The 23,303-nt window shown below is 68.6% G+C and carries 27 protein-coding genes and 1 pseudogene; 18 read left to right on the top strand and 10 right to left on the bottom strand.

Going from position 1 to position 23,303, the window contains the following annotated elements; all coding sequences use genetic code 11:
- Positions 1-16: 16 nt before the first annotated feature.
- From AU187_RS03430 to AU187_RS03445, 4 genes are all read right to left on the bottom strand, one after another.
- The gene (locus AU187_RS03430; protein ID WP_059102394.1) at positions 17-622 is read right to left on the bottom strand and encodes a cation efflux transmembrane domain-containing protein; all 606 of its coding nucleotides are present in this window, start codon (positions 620-622) and stop codon (positions 17-19) included.
- Positions 622-951: an ArsR/SmtB family transcription factor gene (locus tag AU187_RS03435; RefSeq protein WP_059166239.1), complete on the bottom strand. Its 330-nt coding sequence runs from the start codon at positions 949-951 to the stop codon at positions 622-624. The genes AU187_RS03430 and AU187_RS03435 overlap by 1 nt, the downstream gene beginning before the upstream one ends.
- Positions 952-1,044: 93 nt before the next feature.
- Complete coding sequence (locus AU187_RS03440; protein WP_059102396.1) at positions 1,045-1,884, bottom strand: enoyl-CoA hydratase/isomerase family protein; 840 nt, start codon at positions 1,882-1,884, stop codon at positions 1,045-1,047.
- Entirely contained in the window at positions 1,881-2,759 is an 879-nt protein-coding gene (locus AU187_RS03445) for a ribokinase (protein WP_082683773.1), read from the bottom strand. Before AU187_RS03445 ends, AU187_RS03440 begins: the two co-directional genes overlap by 4 nt.
- A 74-nt stretch (positions 2,760-2,833) precedes the next feature.
- On the opposite strand from AU187_RS03445, the gene AU187_RS03450 reads away from it, so the two are divergent.
- The 11 genes from AU187_RS03450 to AU187_RS03500 are packed head-to-tail and all read left to right on the top strand — an operon-like array spanning position 2,834 to position 11,221.
- Positions 2,834-4,090: a glutamate-5-semialdehyde dehydrogenase gene (locus AU187_RS03450; RefSeq protein WP_059102397.1), complete on the top strand. Its 1,257-nt coding sequence runs from the start codon at positions 2,834-2,836 to the stop codon at positions 4,088-4,090.
- 16 nt (positions 4,091-4,106) lie between these two features.
- Positions 4,107-4,982 (top strand): AAA family ATPase, encoded by an 876-nt coding sequence (locus AU187_RS03455; protein WP_059102398.1) that lies wholly within the window; start codon positions 4,107-4,109, stop codon positions 4,980-4,982.
- Between the two features lies 1 nt (position 4,983).
- Positions 4,984-6,432, top strand: a complete 1,449-nt coding sequence (locus AU187_RS03460; protein ID WP_059102399.1) for a vWA domain-containing protein — start codon at positions 4,984-4,986, stop codon at positions 6,430-6,432.
- Between the two features lie 33 nt (positions 6,433-6,465).
- Positions 6,466-7,104 carry a nicotinate-nucleotide adenylyltransferase gene (nadD, locus tag AU187_RS03465; protein ID WP_082683765.1) on the top strand — a complete coding sequence of 213 codons (639 nt, stop codon included), beginning with the start codon at positions 6,466-6,468 and terminating at the stop codon, positions 7,102-7,104.
- Complete coding sequence (rsfS, locus tag AU187_RS03470; RefSeq protein WP_059102401.1) at positions 7,101-7,526, top strand: ribosome silencing factor; 426 nt, start codon at positions 7,101-7,103, stop codon at positions 7,524-7,526. Before nadD ends, rsfS begins: the two co-directional genes overlap by 4 nt.
- Before the next feature lie 20 nt (positions 7,527-7,546).
- Complete coding sequence (gpgP, locus tag AU187_RS03475; RefSeq protein WP_059102402.1) at positions 7,547-8,206, top strand: glucosyl-3-phosphoglycerate phosphatase; 660 nt, start codon at positions 7,547-7,549, stop codon at positions 8,204-8,206.
- Entirely contained in the window at positions 8,196-8,918 is a 723-nt protein-coding gene (octT, locus tag AU187_RS03480; RefSeq protein ID WP_059102403.1) for a diglucosylglycerate octanoyltransferase, read from the top strand. The genes gpgP and octT overlap by 11 nt, the downstream gene beginning before the upstream one ends.
- The gene (locus tag AU187_RS03485) at positions 8,909-9,745 is read left to right on the top strand and encodes a DegV family protein (RefSeq protein WP_059102404.1); all 837 of its coding nucleotides are present in this window, start codon (positions 8,909-8,911) and stop codon (positions 9,743-9,745) included. Before octT ends, AU187_RS03485 begins: the two co-directional genes overlap by 10 nt.
- 44 nt (positions 9,746-9,789) lie before the next feature.
- Complete coding sequence (locus AU187_RS03490) at positions 9,790-10,107, top strand: ArsR/SmtB family transcription factor (RefSeq protein ID WP_059102405.1); 318 nt, start codon at positions 9,790-9,792, stop codon at positions 10,105-10,107.
- Positions 10,107-10,592: an SRPBCC family protein gene (locus AU187_RS03495; protein WP_059102406.1), complete on the top strand. Its 486-nt coding sequence runs from the start codon at positions 10,107-10,109 to the stop codon at positions 10,590-10,592. The genes AU187_RS03490 and AU187_RS03495 overlap by 1 nt, the downstream gene beginning before the upstream one ends.
- Entirely contained in the window at positions 10,592-11,221 is a 630-nt protein-coding gene (locus AU187_RS03500) for a maleylpyruvate isomerase family mycothiol-dependent enzyme (protein WP_059102407.1), read from the top strand. Before AU187_RS03495 ends, AU187_RS03500 begins: the two co-directional genes overlap by 1 nt.
- A 70-nt stretch (positions 11,222-11,291) precedes the next feature.
- Here the strand turns inward: AU187_RS03500 and AU187_RS03505 are convergent, their stop codons facing one another.
- Genes AU187_RS03505 through AU187_RS03515 form a run of 3 tightly spaced genes read right to left on the bottom strand, consistent with a single transcriptional unit; the run spans position 11,292 to position 13,916 of the window.
- Complete coding sequence (locus tag AU187_RS03505) at positions 11,292-12,344, bottom strand: NAD(P)H-dependent amine dehydrogenase family protein (RefSeq protein WP_059102408.1); 1,053 nt, start codon at positions 12,342-12,344, stop codon at positions 11,292-11,294.
- Positions 12,345-12,368: 24 nt separating this feature from the next.
- Complete coding sequence (locus AU187_RS03510; protein ID WP_172800148.1) at positions 12,369-13,175, bottom strand: SDR family NAD(P)-dependent oxidoreductase; 807 nt, start codon at positions 13,173-13,175, stop codon at positions 12,369-12,371.
- A gap of 36 nt (positions 13,176-13,211) precedes the next feature.
- Entirely contained in the window at positions 13,212-13,916 is a 705-nt protein-coding gene (locus AU187_RS03515) for a hypothetical protein (protein WP_156442318.1), read from the bottom strand.
- A 110-nt stretch (positions 13,917-14,026) separates the two neighbouring features.
- Between AU187_RS03515 and AU187_RS03520 the strand changes: the two genes are divergently transcribed.
- Genes AU187_RS03520 through holA form a run of 3 tightly spaced genes read left to right on the top strand, consistent with a single transcriptional unit; the run spans position 14,027 to position 17,363 of the window.
- Complete coding sequence (locus AU187_RS03520; RefSeq protein ID WP_059166241.1) at positions 14,027-14,848, top strand: ComEA family DNA-binding protein; 822 nt, start codon at positions 14,027-14,029, stop codon at positions 14,846-14,848.
- A gap of 5 nt (positions 14,849-14,853) precedes the next feature.
- The gene (locus AU187_RS03525) at positions 14,854-16,407 is read left to right on the top strand and encodes a ComEC/Rec2 family competence protein (protein ID WP_059102411.1); all 1,554 of its coding nucleotides are present in this window, start codon (positions 14,854-14,856) and stop codon (positions 16,405-16,407) included.
- Between the two features lie 14 nt (positions 16,408-16,421).
- Positions 16,422-17,363 (top strand): DNA polymerase III subunit delta, encoded by a 942-nt coding sequence (gene holA, locus AU187_RS03530; RefSeq protein WP_172800150.1) that lies wholly within the window; start codon positions 16,422-16,424, stop codon positions 17,361-17,363.
- A gap of 82 nt (positions 17,364-17,445) precedes the next feature.
- On the opposite strand, the gene rpsT is transcribed toward holA, so the two are convergent.
- Both rpsT and AU187_RS03540 read right to left on the bottom strand, forming a co-directional pair.
- Positions 17,446-17,706, bottom strand: coding sequence for a 30S ribosomal protein S20 (gene rpsT, locus AU187_RS03535; RefSeq protein ID WP_059102413.1), 261 nt, complete (start codon positions 17,704-17,706; stop codon positions 17,446-17,448).
- Between the two features lie 150 nt (positions 17,707-17,856).
- Entirely contained in the window at positions 17,857-18,717 is an 861-nt protein-coding gene (locus tag AU187_RS03540) for a ribonuclease Z (RefSeq protein WP_059102494.1), read from the bottom strand.
- Between the two features lie 162 nt (positions 18,718-18,879).
- On the opposite strand from AU187_RS03540, the gene AU187_RS03545 reads away from it, so the two are divergent.
- Both AU187_RS03545 and AU187_RS03550 read left to right on the top strand, forming a co-directional pair.
- A complete protein-coding gene (locus tag AU187_RS03545; RefSeq protein WP_059102414.1) occupies positions 18,880-19,308 on the top strand; it encodes a CBS domain-containing protein in 429 nt (142 codons plus the stop codon).
- Complete coding sequence (locus tag AU187_RS03550; RefSeq protein ID WP_059102415.1) at positions 19,301-19,906, top strand: GNAT family N-acetyltransferase; 606 nt, start codon at positions 19,301-19,303, stop codon at positions 19,904-19,906. Before AU187_RS03545 ends, AU187_RS03550 begins: the two co-directional genes overlap by 8 nt.
- An 81-nt stretch (positions 19,907-19,987) precedes the next feature.
- On the opposite strand, the gene AU187_RS03555 is transcribed toward AU187_RS03550, so the two are convergent.
- Positions 19,988-20,578 carry a type II toxin-antitoxin system PemK/MazF family toxin gene (locus AU187_RS03555; RefSeq protein WP_059102416.1) on the bottom strand — a complete coding sequence of 197 codons (591 nt, stop codon included), beginning with the start codon at positions 20,576-20,578 and terminating at the stop codon, positions 19,988-19,990.
- Between AU187_RS03555 and lepA the strand changes: the two are divergent.
- Together lepA and AU187_RS03565 are read left to right on the top strand one after the other, a co-directional pair.
- Positions 20,557-22,522: pseudogene (lepA, locus tag AU187_RS03560) on the top strand (translation elongation factor 4). The gene AU187_RS03555 and the pseudogene lepA sit on opposite strands and share 22 nt — an antisense overlap.
- Before the next feature lie 5 nt (positions 22,523-22,527).
- Entirely contained in the window at positions 22,528-23,244 is a 717-nt protein-coding gene (locus AU187_RS03565; RefSeq protein ID WP_059102418.1) for a sensor domain-containing protein, read from the top strand.
- Positions 23,245-23,303 lie beyond the last annotated feature (59 nt).

The raw sequence follows: 23,303 nt of genomic DNA on the forward strand, positions 1-23,303 counted from the left end.
GACTCCTTGTAGATGTTCACGCGCAGCAGGGATCACCGCGCCACGCGTCGACGCCTTCGCGGACCGCGATCACCGCGATACCGAGCGCCGCGACGGGATCGGCCCACGACCAGCCGAAGAGGCCGTTGAGCAGCAGGCCTGCCAGCAGGATCGCCGACAGGTAGGTGCACAACAATGTCTGCTTGGAGTCGGCGACGGCCGACGTCGAACCGAACTCACGGCCGGCGCGCCGCTGCGCCAGCGACAGCACGGGCATGATCGCCAGGCTCAGCGCGGCGAGCACGATCCCGACCAGCGACGGCGCGGCCGCGCCGCGGCCGGTCAACGCGAGCACCGCGTCGACGGTTACGTACGCCGCGAGGGCGAAGAACGAGAACGCGATGAAGCGCAGCGCGGTCTTCTCTCGCGTCTCAGGATCGCGCGCCGCGAACTGCCACGCGACGGCCGCCGCGGAGGCGATTTCGACAACTGAGTCCAGCCCGAAGCCGATCAGCGCCGACGACGACACCCGGGTGCCCTCGGCCAGCGCGATGGCCGCCTCGATGACGTTGTAGGTGATCGTGGCGGCCACCAGCCATCGGATACGACGGGCGAGTACCTCGCGCCGGGCGGTGGTGGGCATCAGCAGCAGTCGTCGGCGACCGCGCTCGGGCAGCAGGCCGGATCGACGTCGAGCACGAGGCCGACCAGGTCGTCGAGTGCGTGGGCGATGCGCTCGTCAGCGAGTTCGTAGCGGCTGCGGCGGCCCTCCGGCTGCGCGAGCACCAGTCCGCAGCCCCGCAGACAGGCCAGGTGGTTGGACAGAATCTGGCGGGAGACGCCGATCTTGTCGGCGAGCTCCGAGGGATAGCCGGGCCCGTCGCGCAACATCAGCAGGATCTCGGCGCGGGTCGGGTCCGACAGCGCGCAACCGAACCGCGACAGCGCGTCGCTGTGGGTGACCGTCTGCATGGCCCGATAGTACAGGGAATTCTGTACTATCGGGGCCTCGGTTTGTGGAGCCGCACCGGCGCTCAGCGCCGGTAGCGCTCCACAAATCGCTCGCTAGAGGCGGCCGTCGACACGCAGGTCGGGGTGCACCCAGTCCGGCGAACGGCGCTCCTTGAACGACCGGAAGCCCTCCATCGCCTCGGCCGAGGAGTAGCTGGCCTGCATACCGATGCGGTCGAACAACCCGAGATAGTTGTCCAGGCTCGACTTGACCACGCCGCGGGCGCCGGGAGCGGTCCGACAGCACTGGCCGAGCACCTCGCGCGCCGCATCGAGCAGAGCGTCGTGGGGCACCACGCGCGTCACCATGCCCCACTCCAGCGCCTCCCGCGCCGACAACGTCCGGCCGGTGAACATCAGATCCCGCGTGCGGACCGGGCCGATCAGGCGGGCCAGCATCTGGCTGTAGTACGTGTCGGCGATACCGCGCAGCAGTTCGGGCACCCGGAACGTGGCCCGCTCACTGACGACCGTCATGTCGCTGCACAGCGCGATCTGCAAGCCGCCGCCCTGACACAGCCCGTTGACCGCCGACACCACCGGCTTGACCGACTGCCGCAGGGTCTCGAACGGTGTCACGTCCATGCCGAGCGCCGACCCGAACGTCAGCCAGTTGTCGCTGCCGTCGCCCCCACCCATGTCACCGCCGGGCGCGAAGACGTCGCCGGTGCCGGTGATCAGCAGACCGGCCAGATCCGGATCGGCGTCGACGTGGCGCACCGCGTAACGGATTCCGAAGTACATCGCGGGCGTCATCGCGTTGCGGGCCTCCGGCCGGTCGAGCCGGCACACCCCGAACGGGCCCTCGCGGGTGAACTTCAGGTAGGGGGTGCCGAGCCAGTCGCCCTCGGGTGGCCGCGGGCCGCCGGTGGTGCTCGGCTGGGTGCTCGTCATAACTGCCTTTCCGTCGCTCGATTGGATACCGCGTCGTCGATGGCTTCGGCGTAGGGCGCACAATCGCCGGCCCCCGGAACGAGCGTGGACAATGCGGCGGCGGCGCAGGCCCGGCGCAGCGCGGTCTCGTGGCCGTCGAGCCAGTGCGCGGCGAGCACACCGGCGAACACGTCGCCCGCGCCGGAGGTGTCCACGGCCCGCACGGTGGGTGCCGGGACGACGAAGCGCTCGCCGTCGCCCAGATAACTCGCACCGCGCGGACCCCGGGTGATCACCAGATGCGGGACGGGCCAGTGCCACTCGCCGGCCTCGGTCTCGTTGACCACGACGACGTCGGCTGACTCGGACAGCGCGAGCAGCTCGTGCGGCGGGGCACCGGGCGGTGAGGCGTTGACGATGACGACCGCACCGGCCTCGCGCGCCACCCTCGCGGCGGCGATCGCGGTGGGAAGGGGAATCTCCAATTGCAGCAGCATCACGTCGCAGTCGGCGATGACGCCACGCACGTCCGCGGAATTCACGTCGAGCGCGGCATTCGCCCCCGCCGCGACCACGATCGTGTTCTCTGCCGACGAATCCACCAGGATCACGGCCGATCCGCTCGGCCCAGGCACCGTGATCACGCCGTCCAGACCGACCCCGTTGGCGCTGAGGTGACCCCTCAGCGCCTCGGCCGCCGCGTCGCTACCGAGCGCGGCGACGAGTCGCACCTCCGCGCCCGCCCTCGCCGCGGCCACCGCCTGGTTGCCGCCTTTACCGCCCGGTGAGGTCGACAGGCCGGACGCCAGCACGGTCTGGCCCGCGCGGGGCAGGGCGCTCACCATGAACGTGTGGTCGGCGTTGACACTGCCGACCACACACACCCGCGCCACCATGACCCCCAACGCTAATGCAGCACCGCTACCTGACACGTGTCGAACTCCCGAAGCCCGTTCGATACGCTGGTTTGATGAGTGTGCAGGTCCCCTTGGCTTCTGATGCCGCCGATCTGCGTGGTCAGGTACACGACGCCGCCCGCCGAGCCCGCGTGGCGGCGCGCGCGCTGGCCACCCTCAGCTCGGAAACCAAGAACCGCGCGCTGAACACCGCCGCCGACCACGTGCTGATGTCGACGCGGCAGATCCTCGAGGCCAACGAGCAGGACCTCGCCGCCGCCCGCGCCGCGGGCACCCCCGACGCGATGCTCGACCGGCTCAAGTTGAACCCGGACCGCGTCGACGGCATCGCCGACGGACTGCGCCAGGTGTCGCGGCTCCCCGACCCGCTGGGCGAGGTGCTGCAGGGCCGCACACTGCCCAACGGTCTGCAACTGCGGCAGCTGCGTGTCCCGCTCGGTGTCGTCGGCATCGTCTACGAGGGCAGGCCGAACGTCACCGTCGACGCATTCGGGTTGACGCTGAAGTCCGGCAACGCGGTGTTGCTTCGCGGCAGCTCCTCGGCGGCCAACTCCAACGCCGCGCTGGTGAACGCGCTGCGCGCCGCGCTGGCGACCGAACTGCTCGACGTCGACGCGGTGCAATTGCTGCCCAGCTCCGACCGCGCCAGCGTCACCCACCTGATCCAGGCGCGCGGGCTGGTCGACGTCGTCATCCCGCGCGGTGGCGCAGGGCTGATCGACGCGGTCGTCCGGGACGCGACGGTGCCGACGATCGAGACCGGCGTGGGCAATTGCCATGTGTACGTGCATGAGTCGGCCGATCTCGACGTCGCCGAACGCATCCTGCTCAACGCCAAGACGCGCAGGCCCAGCGTTTGCAACGCGGCCGAATCGGTTCTGGTCGACGCCGCGATCGCCGATCGTGCGGTGCCGCGGCTGACCCGCGCGCTGCGGGACGCCGGTGTCACGGTGCACGACAACCCGTCCGAAGAGGAGTTGCGGGCCGAGTTCCTTTCGATGGACATCGCGTTGGCGGTGGTCAACGGGGTCGACGCGGCCATCGACCACGTCAACGAATTCGGCACCGGCCACACCGAAGCGATCGTCGCCACGGATCTCGCTGCGGCGCAACGGTTCACCGAGCGGGTCGACGCGGCCGCGGTGATGGTGAACGCGTCGACGGCGTTCACCGACGGGGAGCAGTTCGGGTTCGGTGCCGAGATCGGAATCTCCACCCAGAAGCTGCACGCCCGCGGACCCATGGGTTTGCCCGAACTGACGTCAACCAAGTGGATTGTGTGGGGAGACGGCCACACCCGCCCGGCCTGATATAGGAGCCCTATCCGTGAGTGTCCCCGCCCGCCCAGCGCCGCTGTTCGCCGACATCGAGGATGTCGGCAGACGGCTGGCCGAGACCGGCTACCTGCCCGACACCGCAACCGCGACAGCGGTTTTCCTGGCCGACCGGCTCGGCAAGCCGTTGTTGGTGGAAGGACCCGCGGGTGTCGGCAAGACCGAACTGGCTCGCGCGGTCGCGCAGTCGACCGGGTCGGGTCTGGTGCGGCTGCAGTGCTACGAGGGCGTCGACGAGGCTCGTGCCCTCTACGAGTGGAACCACGCCAAGCAGATCCTGCGGATTCAGGCCGGGCACGGGGATTGGGACTCCACCCGCGACGACGTGTTCTCCGAGGAGTTCCTGCTGTCGCGCCCGCTGCTGACCGCGATCCGGCGCACCGAGCCGACCGTGCTGCTGATCGACGAGACCGACAAGGCCGACATCGAGATCGAAGGCCTGCTGCTGGAGGTGCTGTCCGACTTCGCGGTGACCGTGCCGGAACTGGGCACGATCAGTGCGGAGCGCGCGCCGTTCGTCGTCCTGACCTCCAACGCCACCCGCGAGCTGTCCGAGGCGCTCAAGCGCCGGTGCCTGTTCCTGCACATCGACTTTCCCGATCCCGACCTCGAGCGGCGCATCCTGCTGTCCCGCGTGCCGGAGCTGCCCGAGCGGCTCGCCGACGAGCTGGTCAAGATCATCGGCGTGCTGCGCGGAATGCAGCTCAAGAAGCTGCCGTCGGTTGCCGAGACCATCGACTGGGGCCGTACGATCCTGGCCCTGGGGCTGGACACCATCGACGATGCGACGATCGCGGCCACGCTGGGTGTGGTGCTCAAACACCAGGCCGACCAGATCAAGGCCTCCGGCGAGCTGAGGCTGAACTGAGATGGCCGTGCGCCGGACCCGACCGTCGCAGCCGTTGGCGCCGCACGGCCTGCCCGGCCACCTCGTCGGGTTCGTCGAAGCGCTACGGGCACAGGGAATTTCGGTAGGCCCTTCGGAGACCGTCGACGCCGGACAGGTGGTCTCCGTGCTGGGCTTGGCCGATCGGGAGGCATTGCGGGAGGGCATCGCCTGCGCGGTGCTGCGCCGCCCCGACCACCGCGATACCTACGACGCGATGTTCGACCTGTGGTTCCCCGCTGCGCTGGGCGCGCGGACGGTTTTGGTGGACGACGACGGTGAAGCGGACGACAGCGACCCGGGTCTGCCGCCGGAGGACGTCGAGGCTATGCGGTCGGCGCTGCTGGACATGCTGGCCGACAACGAGGATCTGGCGAACCTCGACGAGCGGATGGCCGCCATGATCGCTCAGATCGTCGAGGCGTACGGCCGCTACAACTCCAGTCGAGGGCCGTCGTATTCGTCGTACCAGGCCCTCAAGGCGATGAACCTCGACGACCTCGAGGGCCGGTTGCTCGCCGGCCTGCTGGCTCCGTACGGCGAGGAGCCCACGCCGACGCAGGAGCAGATTGCCAAAGCCCTTGCTGCGCAGCGCATCAACCAGCTACGCAGGATGGTCGAGGCGGAGACCAAACGCCGCACCGCCGAACAACTCGGCCGCGACCACGTACAGATGTACGGTGTGCCGCAGCTCGCCGAGAACGTAGAGTTCCTGCGCGCCTCGGGTGAGCAGTTGCGCCAGATGCGCCGGGTGGTGGCGCCGCTGGCCCGCACGCTGGCGACCCGGCTGGCCGCGCGGCGGCGGCGCTCGCGCGCCGGCGAGATCGACCTGCGCAAGACGCTGCGCAAGTCGATGTCCACCGGCGGGGTGCCGATCGACGTGGTGCTGAAGAAGCCGCATCCCGCCCGGCCCGAACTCGTCGTGCTGTGCGACGTCTCGGGCTCGGTCGCCGGGTTCAGCCACTTCACGCTGCTGCTCGTGCATGCGCTGCGCCAACAGTTCTCTCGCGTGCGCGTCTTCGCCTTCATCGACACCACCGACGAGGTGACCGAGCTGTTCGGACCGGACGCCGACCTCGCGGTGGCGGTACAGCGCATCACCCGGGAAGCGGGTGTGTACACCCGCGACGGGCACTCCGACTACGGCCACGCGTTCGCGTCGTTCATGGACAGATGGCCCAATGTGCTCTCGCCGCGCAGCGCGCTGCTGATCCTCGGCGACGGCCGCAACAACTACCGCAACCCCGAGATCGAGCTGCTCGCGCACATGGTCAACTCCAGCCGGCATGCGCACTGGCTGAACCCCGAACCCCGGCACCTGTGGGGCAGCGGCGACTCGGCGGTGCCGCGGTATGAGGACGTCATCACCATGCACGAATGCCGGTCGGCCAAGCAGTTGGCGTCGGTCATCGATCGGTTGCTGCCGGTCTGAGCCGGCTCGGCCACTCCCGTAAGCTGGCTATTCGTGGCTCCTCGGCGCAGGCTCGGCGTGATGGGTGGGACGTTCGATCCCATCCACAACGGGCACCTCGTCGCGGCCAGCGAGGTCGCCGAACTGTTCGGACTCGACGAGGTGGTGTTCGTCCCGACCGGACAGCCGTGGCAGAAGGACCGCCGAGTCACCGCCGCGGAAGACCGCTACCTGATGACGGTGATCGCAACCGCCTCCAATCCACGGTTCACCGTGAGCCGAGTGGACATCGATCGGAGCGGACCCACCTACACCAAGGACACGTTGCGCGATCTGCGCGCGCTCAACCCCGACGCGGACCTGTTCTTCATCACCGGGGCCGACGCGCTGGCGTCGATCCTGTCGTGGCAGAACTGGGAGGAGATGTTCGCCATCGCGAGTTTCGTCGGGGTGAGCCGGCCGGGGTACGAGCTGGACGGTAAGCACATCGCTGCGGCGATCAAGGAACTGCCCGACGATGCGCTGCAGCTCGTCGAGGTGCCCGCACTGGCGATCTCGTCGACCGACTGTCGTAAGCGCGCCCGGGAGAACCGGCCGATCTGGTATCTGGTGCCCGACGGCGTCGTCCAGTACGTGGCCAAGCGCAAACTCTATGCCGCACAACCGCTCACAACCCAGGGGAAGCACCGATGAGCGCCTCCGACGAAGCCGTCCGCATGGCGACGGTGGCCGCGCAGGCGGCCGCGGCCAAGGTCGCCGACGACGTCGTGGTGATCGACGTGTCGGGCCAACTCGTCATCACCGACTGCTTCGTGATCGCCTCTGCGTCGAACGAACGACAGGTCAACGCCATCGTCGACGAGGTCGAGGAGAAGATGCGCGTCGCCGGCTACAAACCGGCCCGCCGCGAAGGTGCCCGCGAGGGCCGCTGGACCCTGCTCGACTATGTCGACATCGTGGTGCACATCCAGCACGAGGACGAGCGCAACTTCTATGCGCTGGACCGGTTGTGGCGGGACTGCCCGACGATCCCGGTCGATGTGGACGAGCCGCATACGCAAAGTGGGGCCCCGCCCGAAGAGCAGGGGATGACGGAAGAGGACGGCCGACCGTGAGGCGGGTCCGACGCCTGGTCATGCTGCGGCACGGGCAGACCGAGTACAACGCGGGCAGCAGGATGCAGGGCCAGCTGGACACCGACCTGACCGATCTGGGGCGGGAGCAGGCGGTCGCGGCGGCAGAGGTGCTGGCCAAGCGGCAGCCGTTGGCGATTGTGACCTCGGATCTGCGGCGGGCATTCGACACCGCGGTGGTGCTCGGCCACCGCGCCGGCGTGCCCGTTACGGCCGACGTTCGGTTGCGGGAGACACACCTCGGCGAGTGGCAGGGGCTGACCCACCTCGAGGTCGACGCCGCGGCGCCCGGTGCTCGGCTGGCGTGGCGGGACAACTCGCGATGGGCGCCGCCGGGCGGGGAGAGTCGCGTCGACGTCGCCGCGCGCAGCATGCCGCTGGTCGACGAGCTGATCGTCGGACAGCCGGAGTGGGGTTTGCACCAGCCCGGTGGGGATCCGGAACGGCCGGTCGTGCTGGTCGCCCACGGCGGGCTGATCGCGGCGCTGACCTCGGCGCTGCTGAGGCTGCCGGTCGACAACTGGCCGATCCTCGGCGGCATGGGCAACGCCAGCTGGGTGCAGCTGTCCGGCCACAGTGACGTCGACGCGGCGCCCGAGGCCGTACGGTGGCGGCTCGACGTGTGGAACGCTTCGGCACAGGTAGCCAACGATGTCTTGTGAGCGTCCGACCCTTCTGATCTTCTGCGACTCGCTGTCCTACTACGGCCCGACCGGCGGGCTGCCGGCCGACGATCCGCGGATCTGGCCCAACATCGTTGCCGCCCAGCTTGGTTGGGATGTCGAGCTGATCGGTCGGATCGGTTGGACGTGTCGTGACGTGTGGTGGGCGGCGACGCAGGACCCGCGGGCGTGGGCGGCGCTGCCGCGGGCCGGCGCGGTGGTGTTCGCCACGGGCGGCATGGATTCCCTGCCGTCGCCGCTGCCCACCGCGGCGCGTGAACTGATCCGCTACGTGCGCCCGCCATGGCTGCGCCGCTGGGTGCGCGACGGCTACTGCTGGGTGCAGCCGCGGCTCTCACCGGTGGCGCGCGCTGCGCTGCCGCCACACCTGTCCGCGGAGTATCTCGAGATGACCCGCGGCGCCATCGATTTCAACCGGCCCGGGATACCCGTCGTCGCCTGTCTGCCCTCGGTGCACATCGCCGACACGTACGGCAGGGCACATCATGGCCGCGACGGCACCGTCAGAGCGCTCACCGAATGGGCCGACCAGCATGACATTCCGCTCGTCGACCTCAAGGCGGCGGTCGGGGAGTACGTCATGAACGGCCAGGGCAACCCCGACGGCATCCACTGGAACTTCGATGCTCATCAGGCCGTGGCAGACTCCATGCTCAAGGCGCTCGCCGAGGCCGGCGTGCCGTGTCCGTAGTCGTGGTGACCGACTCGTCGTCGCGCCTGACGCCTGACGAGTTGAAGCAGACCGACATCCGGCAGGTGCCGTTGCATGTGCTGGTCGATCTGATCGACCTGCGCGACGGTGTCGACGAGGTGCCGTATGACGTGCATGAGGTGCTGCGCGCGAGCACCGCGGGCGCGACACCCGCCGACCTCGCGGAGATGTACCGCCAGGCGCTGCGGGACAGCGACGGCGACGGCGTTGTCGCCGTGCACCTGTCGGCGGCGCTGTCGAGTTCGTACAGTTCTGCGGTGCAGGCCGCTCGGGAGTTCGGACCGTCGGTACGGGTCGTCAATTCACGCTCGGCGGCGATGGGGGTGGGGTTCACCGCGCTCGCCACCGCGCGCGCCGCCGCCAACGGTTTGGACCTGGATTCGGTTGAGGCCGTTGCGCGTTCGGCGGTACAACGCACGCACGCGTTCATCGTGGTGCACCGGCTGGACAATCTGCGGCGCAGCGGGCGGATCGGAACCGCGGCATCATGGTTGGGCACCGCGTTGTCGGTCAAGCCGCTGCTGTGCATCGACGTCGACGGCCGACTCGTGCTCGACCAACGGATCCGGACGATCGGCAAGGCACACATGACGATGGTGGACCGCGTCGCCGATCTTGTCGGTGACCGCCAGGCGTCGATCGCGGTACACCACGTCGACAACCACGACGGCGCCGACGAGGTCGGCGCCGCGCTGACGGACCGGCTCCCTCAGCTCGAAGCGCTCACCGTGCGGGATATGGGTCCGGTGCTGTCGATCCATGTCGGTGGGGGCGCGATCGGTGTGGTCGTCCAGCTCGCCGACTGATCCGGCCATTGCCCGCGGCTTTGGTAAGTGATAACTTACGGTTCGTGCCGACTTACCAAGATGCCGATGCGTGGGTGGCGATGGCGGACCGCACCCGGCGGTCGATCGTCGAACGTCTCGCGCACCGGCCGATGGCGGTCGGGGAGCTGGCTCGCGATCTTCCGGTCAGCAGGCCCGCGGTGTCCCAGCACCTCAAGGTGCTCAAACGCGCCGGGCTGGTCTGCGACCGCCCCGACGGGACCCGGCGCGTCTACCAGCTCGACCCGGTGGGGCTGGCCGCCATGCGGGCCGACCTCGATCGCTTCTGGGGGCAGGCGCTGGCCGGCTTCAAGGAAATAACCGAACGCGAAGGAGAGCAATGATGACCTCTGCCCAATCCGCGGTCGTCCGCCACGACATCACCGTCAACGCGCCGCTCGAACGGGCGTTCCGGGTGTTCACCGAGCGGTTCGGCGACTTCAAGCCGCGCGAGCACAACCTGTTGGGCACCCCGATCGTCGAGACGGTCTTCGAGCCGCATGTCGGCGGGCGCATCTACGACCGCGGCGAGGACGGCAGTGTCTGCGCTTGGGCGCGGGTGCTCGTCATCGAGCCGCCGCACCGCATCGTCTTCTCGTGGGACATCGGCCCGACGTGGCAGCTCGAATCCGATCCCGGGCGGTGCAGTGAGGTCGAGGTCGTGTTCACCGCCGAGGCCGATGGGTGTACGCGCGTCATCCTCGAGCATCGCCACCTTGAAAGGCACGGCGACGGCTGGGATTCCGTCGCCACCGGCGTCGGCGGTGATGCCGGCTGGCCCCTGTATCTGCGCCGCTACGGCGACCTGTTCGACCGCGAGGCGCCGTGATGTCCATCGACGGCGAACCGAGCCTCAAGGAGTTGGCCCGCGCCGAGCGAGCCGACCTCGCGGCGTTTCTGGCCGAGTTGACGCCCGAGCAGTGGCGCCACCCGAGTCTCTGTAGCCGGTGGACCGTCAAAGACGTTGTCGCGCATGTGGTCAGCTATGAGGAACTCAGCGTCGGCGGTCTGCTGAAGCGGTTCGCCAAGGGGTGGGTGGTGAACGCGAACCAGGTCGGAGTCGACGAGTTCGCCGGGTTCTCGCCCGATGAGCTGGTCGCGTATCTGAACCGGCACCTGTATCCGAGCGGCTTGACCGCCGGCTTCGGCGGCATGATCGGTTTCGTCGACGCCACGGTGCACCACCAGGACATCCGCCGCGCGCTCAACCGGCCGCGCACCATCCCCGCCGATCGCCTCGGGCGCATCCTGCCGTTGATCCCCGGTAATCCACGATTGGGGGCGGGCCGGCGGATCCGCGGGCTGCGCCTGCACGCCACCGACGTCGACTGGTCACACGGGCACGGTGCCGAGGTGATCGGTCCCGGTGAGGCGCTGATGATGGTGATGACGGGTCGTCGGGCAGCGCTCGCGGATCTCGACGGGACAGGTAAAAGTACTCTCGCGCAACGACTCTAGGCTCACGAGCGCACACTGCGGTACGGAAAATGGTCGAGAAACCGTACGCCGCTGTGCCTTCGGCGGTAATTCACACCGCGGCGCGACCGGTGACCGGAGGCAGGTCCTTGAGCGTCACGATGCCCGGCTGCGCCGCCACCACGGCGGGCACGGCGTTGGTCACCGGCAGCGCGGTATAGATCATGCCCAGACCCATGAAACCGGGTTCGGTCCAGTCCTTCGGCGGCAGGCAGTGCAGCACGGTGCGCATGTTGGGAAGCCCGAAAACCTGAATGACATGGCCGTGTTCCAGCGGCTTCGGCGGGGTGACGTGGTCACCCATGATCCAGTTGAATCCGACGCTGACGACGTTCTTCTCGCCCACCCAGCCGCGGTGATAACCGTGGACGCCGGCGACGGTGCCTTCGGGGATCTGCATGAACCCGAGGTCGGAATCCCCTGTCGCTGCTGTGAACGTGACGTCGAAGGTCATCCTGTCGAGTTCCGCGCCGATCGCGTCGGCCATCATCGCAGCGGACTCGGCGAACACCTCGCTTTCCCGCCGTACACTCTCCGCCAGCCCGGGGGTGTCCGGATCCTGTGAGAATCCCATCGCGGTCTGCGTTCCCGCCGATTCGTACGTCGAACAATCCACCGACTCGGTGATGCGGATCTCGTCGACCCGTTCACAGGCGCCGGAGAGCACCATGCCCACCATGTTGCTCATCCCGGGGTGCGCTCCGCTTCCGAAGATCGTCGAATTGCCTGTCATGCAGGCCTTCCGGATTCTGTCGAGGTCCGCCGGTGACTGCTTGCCGCCGGTGATCCACGCCGCGCTCGAACAGACGTTGACACCGGCCTCGAGCAGCCGGCACAACTCGTCGATGTCTGGCCACAGCGGGTTGTAGCAGCAGGCGTCGGGGCGCTGCGCCAGCAGTGCCTCGATGTCGTTGGTGGCCGCGATCCCCGTGGGTTCGGGCCAGCCCGCCAGTTCCGCCGCGTCGACGCCGGCTTTGTCCGGGCTGTGCGCGTAGACGCCGACGAGCTCCATGTCGTCGCGTCCGATGATCGCGTGCAGCGACCGACGGCCGATATTGCCGGTGGTCCACTGGATCACGCGAAGTGGCCGATCGGGTGTGGTCACGAAATCTCCTCGGGGTCAGGGTGACTACATGTGGGTGCCGCCGTCGATGCGGACCTCCGTGCCGGTGACGAAGTAGGCTTCCGGCGCCGCGAGCATGGCGACCACGGCCGCCACCGCGTCGGGCTTGGCGAACATGGCGTCGCCGTCGATGGCGAGCGTCGGCATGATCTTGCCGAACAACGTATAGTCCGCATCTTCCGGCAGTCCAGGTCCGGCGCTCTGCCCGGATTGCCCTGACCCGTCGGTCATTCCAGAGGAGATCGATCCCGGCTGCACGCAGTTGAATCGGATGCCTACCTTGCTGAACTCCAAGGCCAACGTGTGCGTCATGGCCTGGATGCCGCCTTTGGAGGCGGCGTACGCCGACATGTACGGGTGCGCGAAGTTCGCTGAGGTGGAACTGAAGTTGACGACCGCGGGTGCAGTGCCGTCGCGCAGGGCGGGTAGCGCCTCGCGGGTGACGAGAAACGTGCCGATGAGGTTGATCCGCAACACGTGCTCGAAGTCGGCGAGGGTGGTGTCGGCGAAGTGCGAAGACCGAAGGATGCCCGCCGCGTTGACGAGAGCGTCCAGACCGTTCATCGCCGCTACGGCGCGAGACACCCCGGCGGACACGGATTCCTCGCTGCCGACGTCGACCACCACGGTGGTGAGCCGGTCAGCGGCCCCATCCGCCTTGGCCTCGGTGTCGGCCAACCCGGTCTCGCTGACGTCGGCGGCGACGACCGTGCCGCCCTCGTCGAGAATCCGCAGGACCGTCGCCTGGCCGATGCCCGACCCGGCCCCGGTGATCAGCACGCGACGGTCGGTGTATCGCTGCAACGTCGTCACCGGAGGAATGCTAGTGGCTACGTCCGGTTCGGCCGGCTATTCCGGGTCCGGTTCGGTGTTCTCGACCGCGTCAGGCCCGGCCGATTCGTCGGCTTGTTCGGCGAGCGCCTCGGTTTCCGCGGGCAGAAACAGCGCCACGCCGAGTGCCAGGAAGAACAAGATGAACAACGGCCCGCCGAGGTAAAGGTTCATCGGTCCGCCCGGCGAGATGAAGCTCCCCGGCGGTCCGATGATCGTGATCGTCTCGATGAGCTGCTCGACGGCGAAGGCGGCGGCGACGATCCCAAGCCAACGTGGAAAACGACCTTCGTTGGCCGCCAACAAAATCGGTGCGGCAACCATGATGTCGGCCACGGTGAGCATGGGTCCCCACATCGTGACGATGTCGGTGATCGTCCGCGCGGTCCCGGAGCCCAGTTCGCCGGGATGCAACGCCAACCCTGAGGTGAACCAGGTGGCGATGCTGATCTGGACGAGAATCACGCCGGAGCCGATCGTGAACACGAAGGCATACGGCCCCGCCAGCCGGTCGCGCGCATGGCCGAGGACCACCACCAGGGCCAGCGAGCCGAACGCCACCAACAGCGCCTGAGTGCGCATGGCACCGGCGTTCTCCTGGATGTGGGTGACGATGTCGAGACCCGGCTTGTCGATGCCCGGTAGCGCCGGAACCATCAGCAGCGCAACGGTATACAGAACGGCGAATGCGATGGCCGCGACCATCGGGACTCGACGATCCACAGCAACACTGTAGACCGCCGTTATCCCCAACGCTCACTTCATCCACAGGGCGCGTCGTCGCCTGTCATCGACGGGGCTTGCGGTCGGCGTGCGCACCTATCTTCGGCAACATGCGAACCGAATTGGCCGCCGAGCGCCTGCAGCGCCGGCTGGGCGCAGAAGTAGAGGCCGACACCGACGTCGAGGAGCGCCAACCGGACACGTCGCTGACCCGCTGGCTGCCGGAAACCACCGGAAACGGCGCAGCGGGTTGGATCGCTGCGGTGCGCGCCGATCCCGGTCGCGTCGGTGTCCTTGCGCTCGCCGGGGTAGGAGTCGTCGCGGTGCTGATCACGGTGTTCGTGCTGGTGCGTGACGACACCCCCGCGGTGACAGCGGCCAAACTCCCGCCCGTGCAGATGGTTTCGTCGGCGAGCCCGACAGCGGATGCGGCGAACTCGACGTCGGATGAGCCCGTGGTCGTCAGTGTCGTGGGCCTGGTGCACAAGCCCGGGCTGGTCACGCTCGAAGCGGGCGCCCGGATCGCCGACGCGGTCGCCGCGGCGGGCGGGCCGCTGGAGGGCGCAGACATGGTGGGACTCAACATGGCCAGACGGATCACCGACGGCGAGCAGATCGTCGTCGGTATCGCGGCGCCACCAGGCGAGCCGGCCGCCATGGGCAGCTCGGTCAGTCCGGGTGCGGCGGCGACCGCATCGGCGGACGCACCGCCGACCGGGACCGGCGACAAACCGCCGGGCGAAAAGGTGAACCTGAACACCGCGACCGTCGAACAACTCGACACGCTGCCCGGCATCGGTCCGGTGACCGCTGCGGCGATCGTGGCGTGGCGCGACGCGAATGGCCGGTTCACCAGCGTCGATCAGCTCGGTGACGTGGACGGTATCGGACCGGCGCGGCTGGACAAGCTGCGCAACCTCGTCCATGTCTGACGACGGTGGCGGACGCCGTTGGGACCCCGCTCGATCTACGGCTGGTACCGGCGGCGTTGACCAGCTGGGCGGTGACCGCCGCCGGGATCGTCTGGCACATCGGCGGAGCGGTTGCCGCCGCTGTCGGGGCGGTGGCGACGGCTGCGGCGCTGGGTTGGTGGGGTGGACGTAGTAGCCGCCGAGCGCAGGCCGACGGAACGGGGGCGGGCGCGGGTGTCGGCGCGGTCGCAGTGGTGGCCGCCGCGTTCGCGATCGCGATCGGTCTGCAGGTCGACCAACTGCGCGACCACCCGGTCGCCCAGCGCTACGGCACGGCCGCCGCCGTCGTCGTCGCGCCGACGGAGAGCCCCCGAGCGCTCGGCGGCAACCGGACGGTGTTCCGCGGCTCGCTGCTGCGGTTGGACGGTCGCGAAATGTCGGGCCGGGTGGTGGTCTTCGCGTCGACCTCCGGCGTCGCCGACCTGACGGCCGGCACACCCGTGGCATTCCGGGCCCGAATCGGCCGGCCGACCCGACGCGACCTCAGCGTGGCGGTGCTGTCGGCGACCGGTGAGCCCACCTACGGCGAGGCGGCCGCGGTCCACCGCGCCGCCCACGAAATCCGCGCGACATTCGCCGACGCGGCACGACGGTCACTGCCTGCTGAGCAGGCCGCGATGCTGCCCGCGCTGGTGCTCGGCGACACCTCGGCGGTGCCGAAACAGACGACGGCCGACTTCCGTGCCGCCGGCCTGACGCATCTGACCGCGGTCTCCGGCGCCAACGTGACGATCGTGTGCGGGGCGGTGCTGTTGACGGCTGGACTGGTCGGCCCGCGGGCCGCAGTCGCCCTCGCTGCGGTCGCGTTGCTCGCGTTCGTCGTGGTCGTGCAGCCGACGGCGAGTGTGCTGCGCGCCGCCGTGATGGGCGCGATCACCTTGTTGGCGGTGCTGACGCATCGGCGCCGGCAGGCGATTCCGGCGTTGTCGGCCAGCGTGTTGGTGTTGTTGATCGCATCGCCGGAACTGGCGGTCGACGTCGGTTTCGCGCTGTCGGTGTCGGCGACCGCGGCCCTCGTCGTACTTGCCCCGGTGTGGTCGCGGCGACTCGTCGACCGCGGCTGGCCCAAGCCGGCCGCCGACGCGGTCAGCGTGGCCACCGCCGCGCAACTGGTCACCGCTCCGCTCGTCGCGGGGATGGCAGGCACGTTCAGCATCGTGTCGGTCGCGGCCAATGTCGCGGTCGCGCCGGTGATTCCGCCGATCACCGTCGTCGGCACCGCCGCGGCCGCGCTGGGTCGCGTCTGGCCCTCCGGTGCCGACCTGTTGATTCGCTTCACCGGGCCGGAGCTGTGGTGGCTGTTGCACGTAGCCCGCTGGGCGGCCGGCATTCCCGGATCCTCGGTGCCCGTGCCGTCGGGGCTGCCGGGGGTGGTGCTGCTCGCCGCCGCGGGCGTCGGGGCGGTGGTGGCCTGGCGCTCGCGCTGGGTGCGCGCCGGCGCGTGCGCCGCCGCGGTGTGCCTGCTGGCGTGGACGGTGGCGGGGCTGCTGTCAGGCGGCCGTGACACGATCGTGGGGTGAGCGAAGCGTCGCGATTGCATCTGGTGCTCGGAGACGAGGAATTGCTGGTCGAACGCGCGGTAGCGACGGTTCTGCGGGGCGCGCGCAAGCAGGCAGGCAGCCACGACATCCCGGTTGACCGGTTGCGTGCGGGCGACGTCAGCACAAGCGAACTCGCCGAACTACTGAGCCCGTCGTTGTTCGCCGACGAGCGGGTCGTGGTGCTGGAGTCGGCGGCGGAAGCGGGCAAAGACGCGGTCGCACTGATCGCCGACGCCGCAGCCGATCTGCCGCCCGGCACCGTGCTCGTCGTCGTGCACTCCGGTGGCGGCCGCGCGAAGGTGCTCGCCGATCAACTCAAGAAACTGGGCGCGCAGGTGCATCCCTGCGCGCGGATCGTCAAGGCCGCCGAGCGCGCCGACTTCGTCCGGCGTGAGTTCCGTGCCCTGAAGGTCAAGGTGGGTGACGACACGGTCACCGCAGTGCTCGACGCGATCGGGTCAGACATCCGGGAACTGGCGGCGGCGTGTTCGCAGTTGGTCACCGACACCGGCCGCGCGGTCGACGCGGCGGCGGTGCGCCGCTACCACTCGGGCAAGGCGGAGGTGAAGGGGTTCGACATCGCCGACAAGGCCGTCATCGGGGACGTCGCGGGAGCCGCTGAAGCGCTGCGGTGGGCGATGATGCGCGGCGAACCGCACGTCGTGCTGGCCGATGCGCTGGCCGAAGCCGTGCACACCATCGCCCGGGTGCGGCCGTTGTCGGGCGATCCCTACCGGCTGGCCTCAGAGCTGGGCATGCCGCCGTGGCGGGTGCAGAAGGCGCAAAAGCAGGCGCGGCGGTGGTCGAACACCTCGGTCGCCGAGGCGATGCGGTTGGTGGCCGCGCTCAATGCGGATGTCAAGGGCGCAGCGGCCGACCCGGAATACGCGTTGGAGGCAACCGTCAGGAGCGTCGCCGAACTCGTCGCGGACTGAGCGGCTTGATTGCGTCGAGTGCACGCCTCACGTACCGATTCTCGCGATTCGTGTACACCAGCCGTGCACTCGGCGATAAAGATCAGAGCTTGTTGAACGCCGAGGCCAAAGCCGATTTGCGGTTCGCGGCCTGGTTCTTGTGGATGACGCCCTTGCTGGCGGCCTTGTCGAGCTGGCGGCTGGTCGACGCCAGCAGGTCGCGAGCCTTGTCCTTGTCGCCGGCCTCGACGGCCTCCCGGAATCCGCGGACCGCCGTGTGAAGCGACGACTTGACCGACTTGTTGCGCAGCCTGCGGCGCTCGTTGGTCTTGATCCGCTTTTCCTGCGACTTGATGTTGGCCACGCGTGTAGTCCTTCGTAAATCCCGTTGGAGTTTCCCAAAGTCTGGTAGGCGCCCGGTGTGCGGGCAGCGAGGGTTCAGGTTACCAGCGCAATGGGCAAATGCCCAAAGCGAGCCCGCCGGCCGCCGGCCCGACCCGGTCGGCCGTCGCCCTCACCCGGCCGGCTTCGCGCCGACCCCGGGATGCACTTCGACGCGATGCAGGTCGTCACCGATTTCGATCTGGCGGTCGAACACCGCCGCGGCCAGCGCGCGCCAATCGTCTTCCTGTCCGGCCTCGATGCCCGGCACGTAGTGCGTCAGGATGAGGATCCCGACCCCCGCGCGCGCCGCGGTCGTCGCCGCCTCCTCGACCGAGGAGTGGTAATCGCAGATGTCGCGGATGCGCTGCATGGGCATCTCGTCGATCAGATCCTTGCGAATGACGGTGTGCACCAACGCCCCTGCGCCCGCCGCCAGCTCATCGAGGCTTTCGCATGGCACCGTGTCGCCGGCCAGGACAACTGACGCGTCGGCGTGCTCGACACGGAAGCCGATCGTCGGCGCGACGGGCCGGTGGTCGGTCGGCGCGACCCGGATCCTCACCCCGTCGCTGTTCCACACTTCACCGTCGGTGTACTCGTGCACCTGCACCGGAGGCGGCGTCGTCAGATCGGCGTGGTGGGAGATGCGGTATCCGATGTCGAAGCCGAACGCCTTGAGCGTGGCGTCGACCACCTCGGCGGTGCCCGGCGGCCCGATGATCTGCAACGGGGCGGGGTCGGGGGTGAAGGTGGACACCCAACGGGTGATGATCACGTCGCCCAGATCGGCGATGTGGTCGCTGTGCAGGTGGGTCAGCAGCAGCGCCGACAACCCGTTGGCGGCGGCGCCCGCGGCGGTCAGGCGTTGTTGTACGCCGCGGCCGCAGTCCACCAGAAACGTCTGTCCGCCCGCACGCACCAGAGTCGACGGCCCGGCCCGGCGCGCGTCGGGGATGGGGCTTCCGGTGCCGAGCAGCGTCACCTCGATCATGGCCCACATATACCTGACGGACGCGTCGAAAACTCGCCATTGCCGGCCCGCCGCCGCGCAAAGCAGCGTTGCGCAGGCGTGACCCGGTTGCAACCGTGCAAACCCTTCCGCGTCGACCGCGCCGCACCTAGCCTGTGAGGTACATCACGAGCGGAGGCAAGGATGCGGATCGCGGACGTGTTGCGGAGCAAGGGCGCCGCGGTGGCCACGATTACCCCGGAGACGTCGGTCGCGGGGTTGCTCACCGAGTTGGCCGTGCACAACATCGGCGCGATGGTGGTGGTGTCGCCCGACGGTGTGGTGGGCATCGTCTCCGAGCGCGACGTCGTGCGCGCCCTGCATGCGCACGGCGCCGACCTGCTGCGACGGCCGGTGTCAGAAATCATGACCAGCTTCGTGGCGACCTGCGCACCAGACGATTCGGTCGACAGCCTGAGCGCGTTGATGACGACGAACCGGGTCCGGCACGTGCCCGTGATGGAGAACGGCAGGCTGGCGGGCATCGTCAGCATCGGCGATGTGGTCAAGACGCGGATGGAAGAGCTCGAAACGCAGCAGGAGCAGTTGCAGGCCTACATCACCCGTGGCTGACGTCGAGGTTGCGCCCGCCCGGCGGCGCGATGTCCGCACCTTGTCGGAGGTATTGGGCCGCGCGTTCTATCCGGACCCGGTGATGATGTGGATGCTGCCGGACGACGGCGCACGGGCTCGCGGCCTCGCGCGGATGTTCGCGACCATGACCCGACACCACTTCCTGCGAACCGACGCCGTCGAGGTGGCCGGTGGCGGACGGATCGGCGCCGCAGCGCTGTGGGCTCCGCCGGGACAGTGGAAGCAGGGGCGCCTCGAGGAGCTGCTGATGATGCCCGGCTTCATCCGGGCGTTCGGCTCGCGGGTCAGACGCGGTCAGCAGGTATCCGAGCTGATGAAGAAGCATCATCCGGAGGAGCCGCACTGGTATCTGGCGGTGATCGGCAGCGATCCGAGTGTCCGTGGGACCGGCTTCGGCCAGGCCCTGATGCGCTCGCGACTCGATCGGTGCGACGCCGAGTACGCGCCGGCCTATCTCGAGTCCAGCAACCCCGACAACATCCCGTACTACCAGCGCTTCGGGTTCGAGGTCACCGGCGAGATCAAGTTGCCCGACGGCGGCCCCAGCATGTGGTCGATGTGGCGCGAGCCGCGCTAGCTCTTCGCCGAACAGACGCAAAAACCCCCGCCACGCAGAGAAAATGGAGCACTTTGCGTCTCCTCGCGGCAGGAAAGCGAGTCAGCTCCAGGAGTATTCGGTGCGGAGGCGGGTCGCGACCGCTTCGAACCTCTCGCGCGTGAGGATCGCGCCTTCGCGCCGGATGCCGGCCTCGGGCACGTCGAGCACCCGGTCCAGCCGCACCCAACTCTGCCGGCCCTCGTAGTCCCAGGTGCCGCTGCCGATGCCGATCCAGTTCGGATCCTCGCGATGGTGGTCCTGGCTGGACAGCATCAGGCCGAGCAACGTCGAGCGGTCCCGCCCGACGACCAGCACGGGACGGTCCTTGCCCTGCGTCGGATCGTCCTCGTAGACCACCCACGTCCACACGATCTCGCCGGGGTCGGCGCGGCCGTCCAGGTCCGGCGCGTATACGACCTTGCGGGCGCGGTGTGCGGTCGGCACGAAGTTGCGGCTGACCGGCCGTCCAGCGGTGATCGCGGGCGCCTCCTCTTTCGCGGTGCCGGCGATCGCGTCCAGGCCGATCTTGATGCCCTGCTGGATACCGCGCTGCACGGTGTCGGACTGGCCGATCTGACGGATGAACTTCGGCGCCTCGTTGAACACCAAATTCTCCGCGAACTTCTGGAATGTTCTCCACGGCGGAGCCATGTCCCGAGCATAAGCGAGCGTCCGACCGCGCGATTGTGTGCTCGGGCCTTGCCCTCGATACGCTGTTGGCACCCGCAGGACCGTCCTACCAGGAGATTTCCAATCAGCAATTTCGCCGATCAGACGTTCACGGCGCCGGCGCAGATCCGGAACTTCTGCATCATCGCCCATATTGATCACGGCAAGTCGACGCTGGCCGATCGGATGCTGCAACTCACCGGCGTCGTCGCCGATCGGGACATGCGCGCGCAATACCTCGACCGGATGGACATCGAGCGTGAACGCGGCATCACGATCAAGGCGCAGAACGTCCGGCTGCCGTGGCGCATCGGTGACGACGAATACGTGCTGCACCTGATCGACACTCCCGGCCACGTCGACTTCACCTACGAGGTCTCGCGGGCACTGGAGGCCTGCGAAGGCGCAGTGCTGCTCGTCGACGCCGCCCAGGGCATCGAGGCGCAGACGCTGGCGAACCTTTACCTGGCGCTGGACCGCGACCTGCAGATCATCCCGGTGCTCAACAAGATCGACCTGCCCGCGGCCGACCCGGACCGGTACGCCGCCGAACTCGCCCACATCATCGGTTGTGAGCCCACCGACGTGCTGCGGGTGTCCGGCAAGACCGGCGCCGGGGTGGCCGACCTGCTCGACCACGTCGTGCGCGAGGTGCCGCCGCCGACCGGTGAGGCCGACGTGCCTGCCCGCGCCATGATCTTCGACTCCGTCTACGACACCTACCGCGGCGTGGTGACCTACGTGCGCGTCGTCGACGGCAAGATCATCCCGCGCGAACGCATCAAGATGATGTCCACCGGCGCCACCCACGAACTGCTCGAGGTCGGCATCGTCTCGCCGGAGCCGAAAGCCTCGGCGGGCTTGGGTGTTGGAGAGGTCGGCTACCTCATCACCGGTGTGAAGGACGTGCGCCAGTCCAAGGTCGGTGACACCGTGACGACGGCGCGCCACGGCGCCGCCGAACCGCTCACCGGATACCGCGAACCGCGGCCGATGGTGTACTCGGGGCTGTATCCCGTTGACGGCTCGGATTATCCGGTGCTGCGTGATGCGCTGGACAAGCTGCAACTCAACGACGCCGCGCTGACCTACGAACCGGAAACGTCGGTGGCGCTCGGGTTCGGCTTCCGCAGCGGCTTTCTCGGCCTGCTGCACATGGAGATCACCCGCGAGCGCCTCGAACGCGAGTTCAACCTCGACCTGATCTCGACGTCGCCGAACGTCGTGTATCGCGTTGTGCTGGAAGATGGTTCGGAAGTCGTCGTCACCAATCCGTCGGACTGGCCTGACGGCAAGATTCGCACGGTCTACGAGCCGGTGGTCAAGACCACGATCATCGCGCCCAGCGAGTTCATCGGCACGATCATGGAATTGTGCCAGTCGCGGCGCGGTGAACTCGGCGGCATGGACTACCTGTCGCCGGAGCGGGTGGAGTTGCGCTACACGATGCCGTTGGGCGAGATCATCTTCGACTTCTTCGACGCGTTGAAGTCGCGCACCCGCGGCTACGCCAGCCTCGATTACGAGGAGGCCGGCGAGCAGGAGGCCGAACTCGTCAAGGTCGACATCCTGCTACAGGGCGAGCCGGTCGACGCGTTCTCGGCGATCGTGCACAAGGAGTCGGCGTACGCCTACGGCAACAAGATGACCACCAAGCTCAAGGAGCTGATCCCGCGTCAGCAGTTCGAGGTTCCGGTGCAGGCGGCGATCGGATCGAAGATCATCGCTCGCGAAAACATCCGCGCGATCCGCAAAGACGTGCTATCGAAGTGTTACGGCGGCGACATCACGCGCAAGCGCAAGCTGCTCGAGAAGCAGAAGGAAGGCAAGAAGCGGATGAAGACCATCGGCCGGGTCGAGGTGCCACAGGAGGCGTTCGTCGCCGCCCTGTCCACCGACTCGTCCGCCGACAAGGCCAAGAAGTAGCTGCGATGCGCAGGGCGGCGATGGGGGCGGCGCTGGGCGCGATCGCGGTACTCGCCGGCTGTTCGGCCCCGCCGGCCAAAGCGCCAGTCGTGCACATCGCCGAAGCCGCCAAGCCGTCCCCGCACCGGGCGCTGGACCGGGCGCTGCCGACCGCCGAGGAACTGGCCACCACACTGGGCGCCAGCGGCTTCATGGGCCAACTGGTCACCGGCGGCGCCGACATGCTGTTGCAGGGTGTGCGGGAGGCCGAGGCGACCCCGGTCGACTGTGTGAGCACCGGGTACCGGTTGGAGAAGGTGGTTTACCAGGCCAGCCCGGTGCGCTCGGTGGCAAGCCGGTCATGGGCCGGAGGCGACGCCAACGGCCCGACCGCCACCGGTTTCTTCGGGGTGGTCGAGTTCGGCGATGTCGCGGCCGCGCAAGCCTTCTTCGCCGCTTCGGCCGACAAGTGGCACGGCTGCAACGGGCGGACGCTGGTGCTGCAGCAGCCCGAGCGTGGCGCGCAGGCCACCAGCCGGATCACCGAAGTGGGCATCGACAACCGGATCGTGTCCGCGGTGGTGATGCAGGACGCCGGGTCGACGATTCAGCGCGCGCTCGGCGTCGCCGGGGACTGCATCGTGGACGTGGAAATCACCGACGTGGCCGGACCCAGCGCCACCGGCGCCCGGGATGCCGCCGCGGTCGCGGCCTTGATGCTGCAGAAAATCGGTGCCTCCTGACGCCTCGCGACCGAATTGACGGCCGCGCCACGAATGTGCGGTGAGTCGGTCACAATAAC

The organism is Mycobacterium sp. IS-1556 (assembly GCF_001499985.1).
In the GTDB taxonomy this organism is placed as follows: Bacteria; Actinomycetota; Actinomycetes; order Mycobacteriales; family Mycobacteriaceae; genus Mycobacterium.

Coding starts and splice junctions, on each gene's coding strand:
- AU187_RS03430 (WP_059102394.1), bottom strand. CDS start 622: ATGCCCACCACCGCCCGGCGCGAGGTACTCGCCCGTCGTATCCGATGG.
- AU187_RS03435 (WP_059166239.1), bottom strand. CDS start 951: ATGCAGACGGTCACCCACAGCGACGCGCTGTCGCGGTTCGGTTGCGCG.
- AU187_RS03440 (WP_059102396.1), bottom strand. CDS start 1,884: ATGACGAGCACCCAGCCGAGCACCACCGGCGGCCCGCGGCCACCCGAG.
- AU187_RS03445 (WP_082683773.1), bottom strand. CDS start 2,759: ATGGTGGCGCGGGTGTGTGTGGTCGGCAGTGTCAACGCCGACCACACG.
- AU187_RS03450 (WP_059102397.1), top strand. CDS start 2,834: ATGAGTGTGCAGGTCCCCTTGGCTTCTGATGCCGCCGATCTGCGTGGT.
- AU187_RS03460 (WP_059102399.1), top strand. CDS start 4,984: ATGGCCGTGCGCCGGACCCGACCGTCGCAGCCGTTGGCGCCGCACGGC.
- rsfS (WP_059102401.1), top strand. CDS start 7,101: ATGAGCGCCTCCGACGAAGCCGTCCGCATGGCGACGGTGGCCGCGCAG.
- gpgP (WP_059102402.1), top strand. CDS start 7,547: ATGCTGCGGCACGGGCAGACCGAGTACAACGCGGGCAGCAGGATGCAG.
- octT (WP_059102403.1), top strand. CDS start 8,196: ATGTCTTGTGAGCGTCCGACCCTTCTGATCTTCTGCGACTCGCTGTCC.
- AU187_RS03495 (WP_059102406.1), top strand. CDS start 10,107: ATGACCTCTGCCCAATCCGCGGTCGTCCGCCACGACATCACCGTCAAC.
- AU187_RS03500 (WP_059102407.1), top strand. CDS start 10,592: ATGTCCATCGACGGCGAACCGAGCCTCAAGGAGTTGGCCCGCGCCGAG.
- AU187_RS03520 (WP_059166241.1), top strand. CDS start 14,027: ATGCGAACCGAATTGGCCGCCGAGCGCCTGCAGCGCCGGCTGGGCGCA.
- AU187_RS03540 (WP_059102494.1), bottom strand. CDS start 18,717: ATGATCGAGGTGACGCTGCTCGGCACCGGAAGCCCCATCCCCGACGCG.
- AU187_RS03545 (WP_059102414.1), top strand. CDS start 18,880: ATGCGGATCGCGGACGTGTTGCGGAGCAAGGGCGCCGCGGTGGCCACG.
- AU187_RS03555 (WP_059102416.1), bottom strand. CDS start 20,578: ATGGCTCCGCCGTGGAGAACATTCCAGAAGTTCGCGGAGAATTTGGTG.
- AU187_RS03565 (WP_059102418.1), top strand. CDS start 22,528: ATGCGCAGGGCGGCGATGGGGGCGGCGCTGGGCGCGATCGCGGTACTC.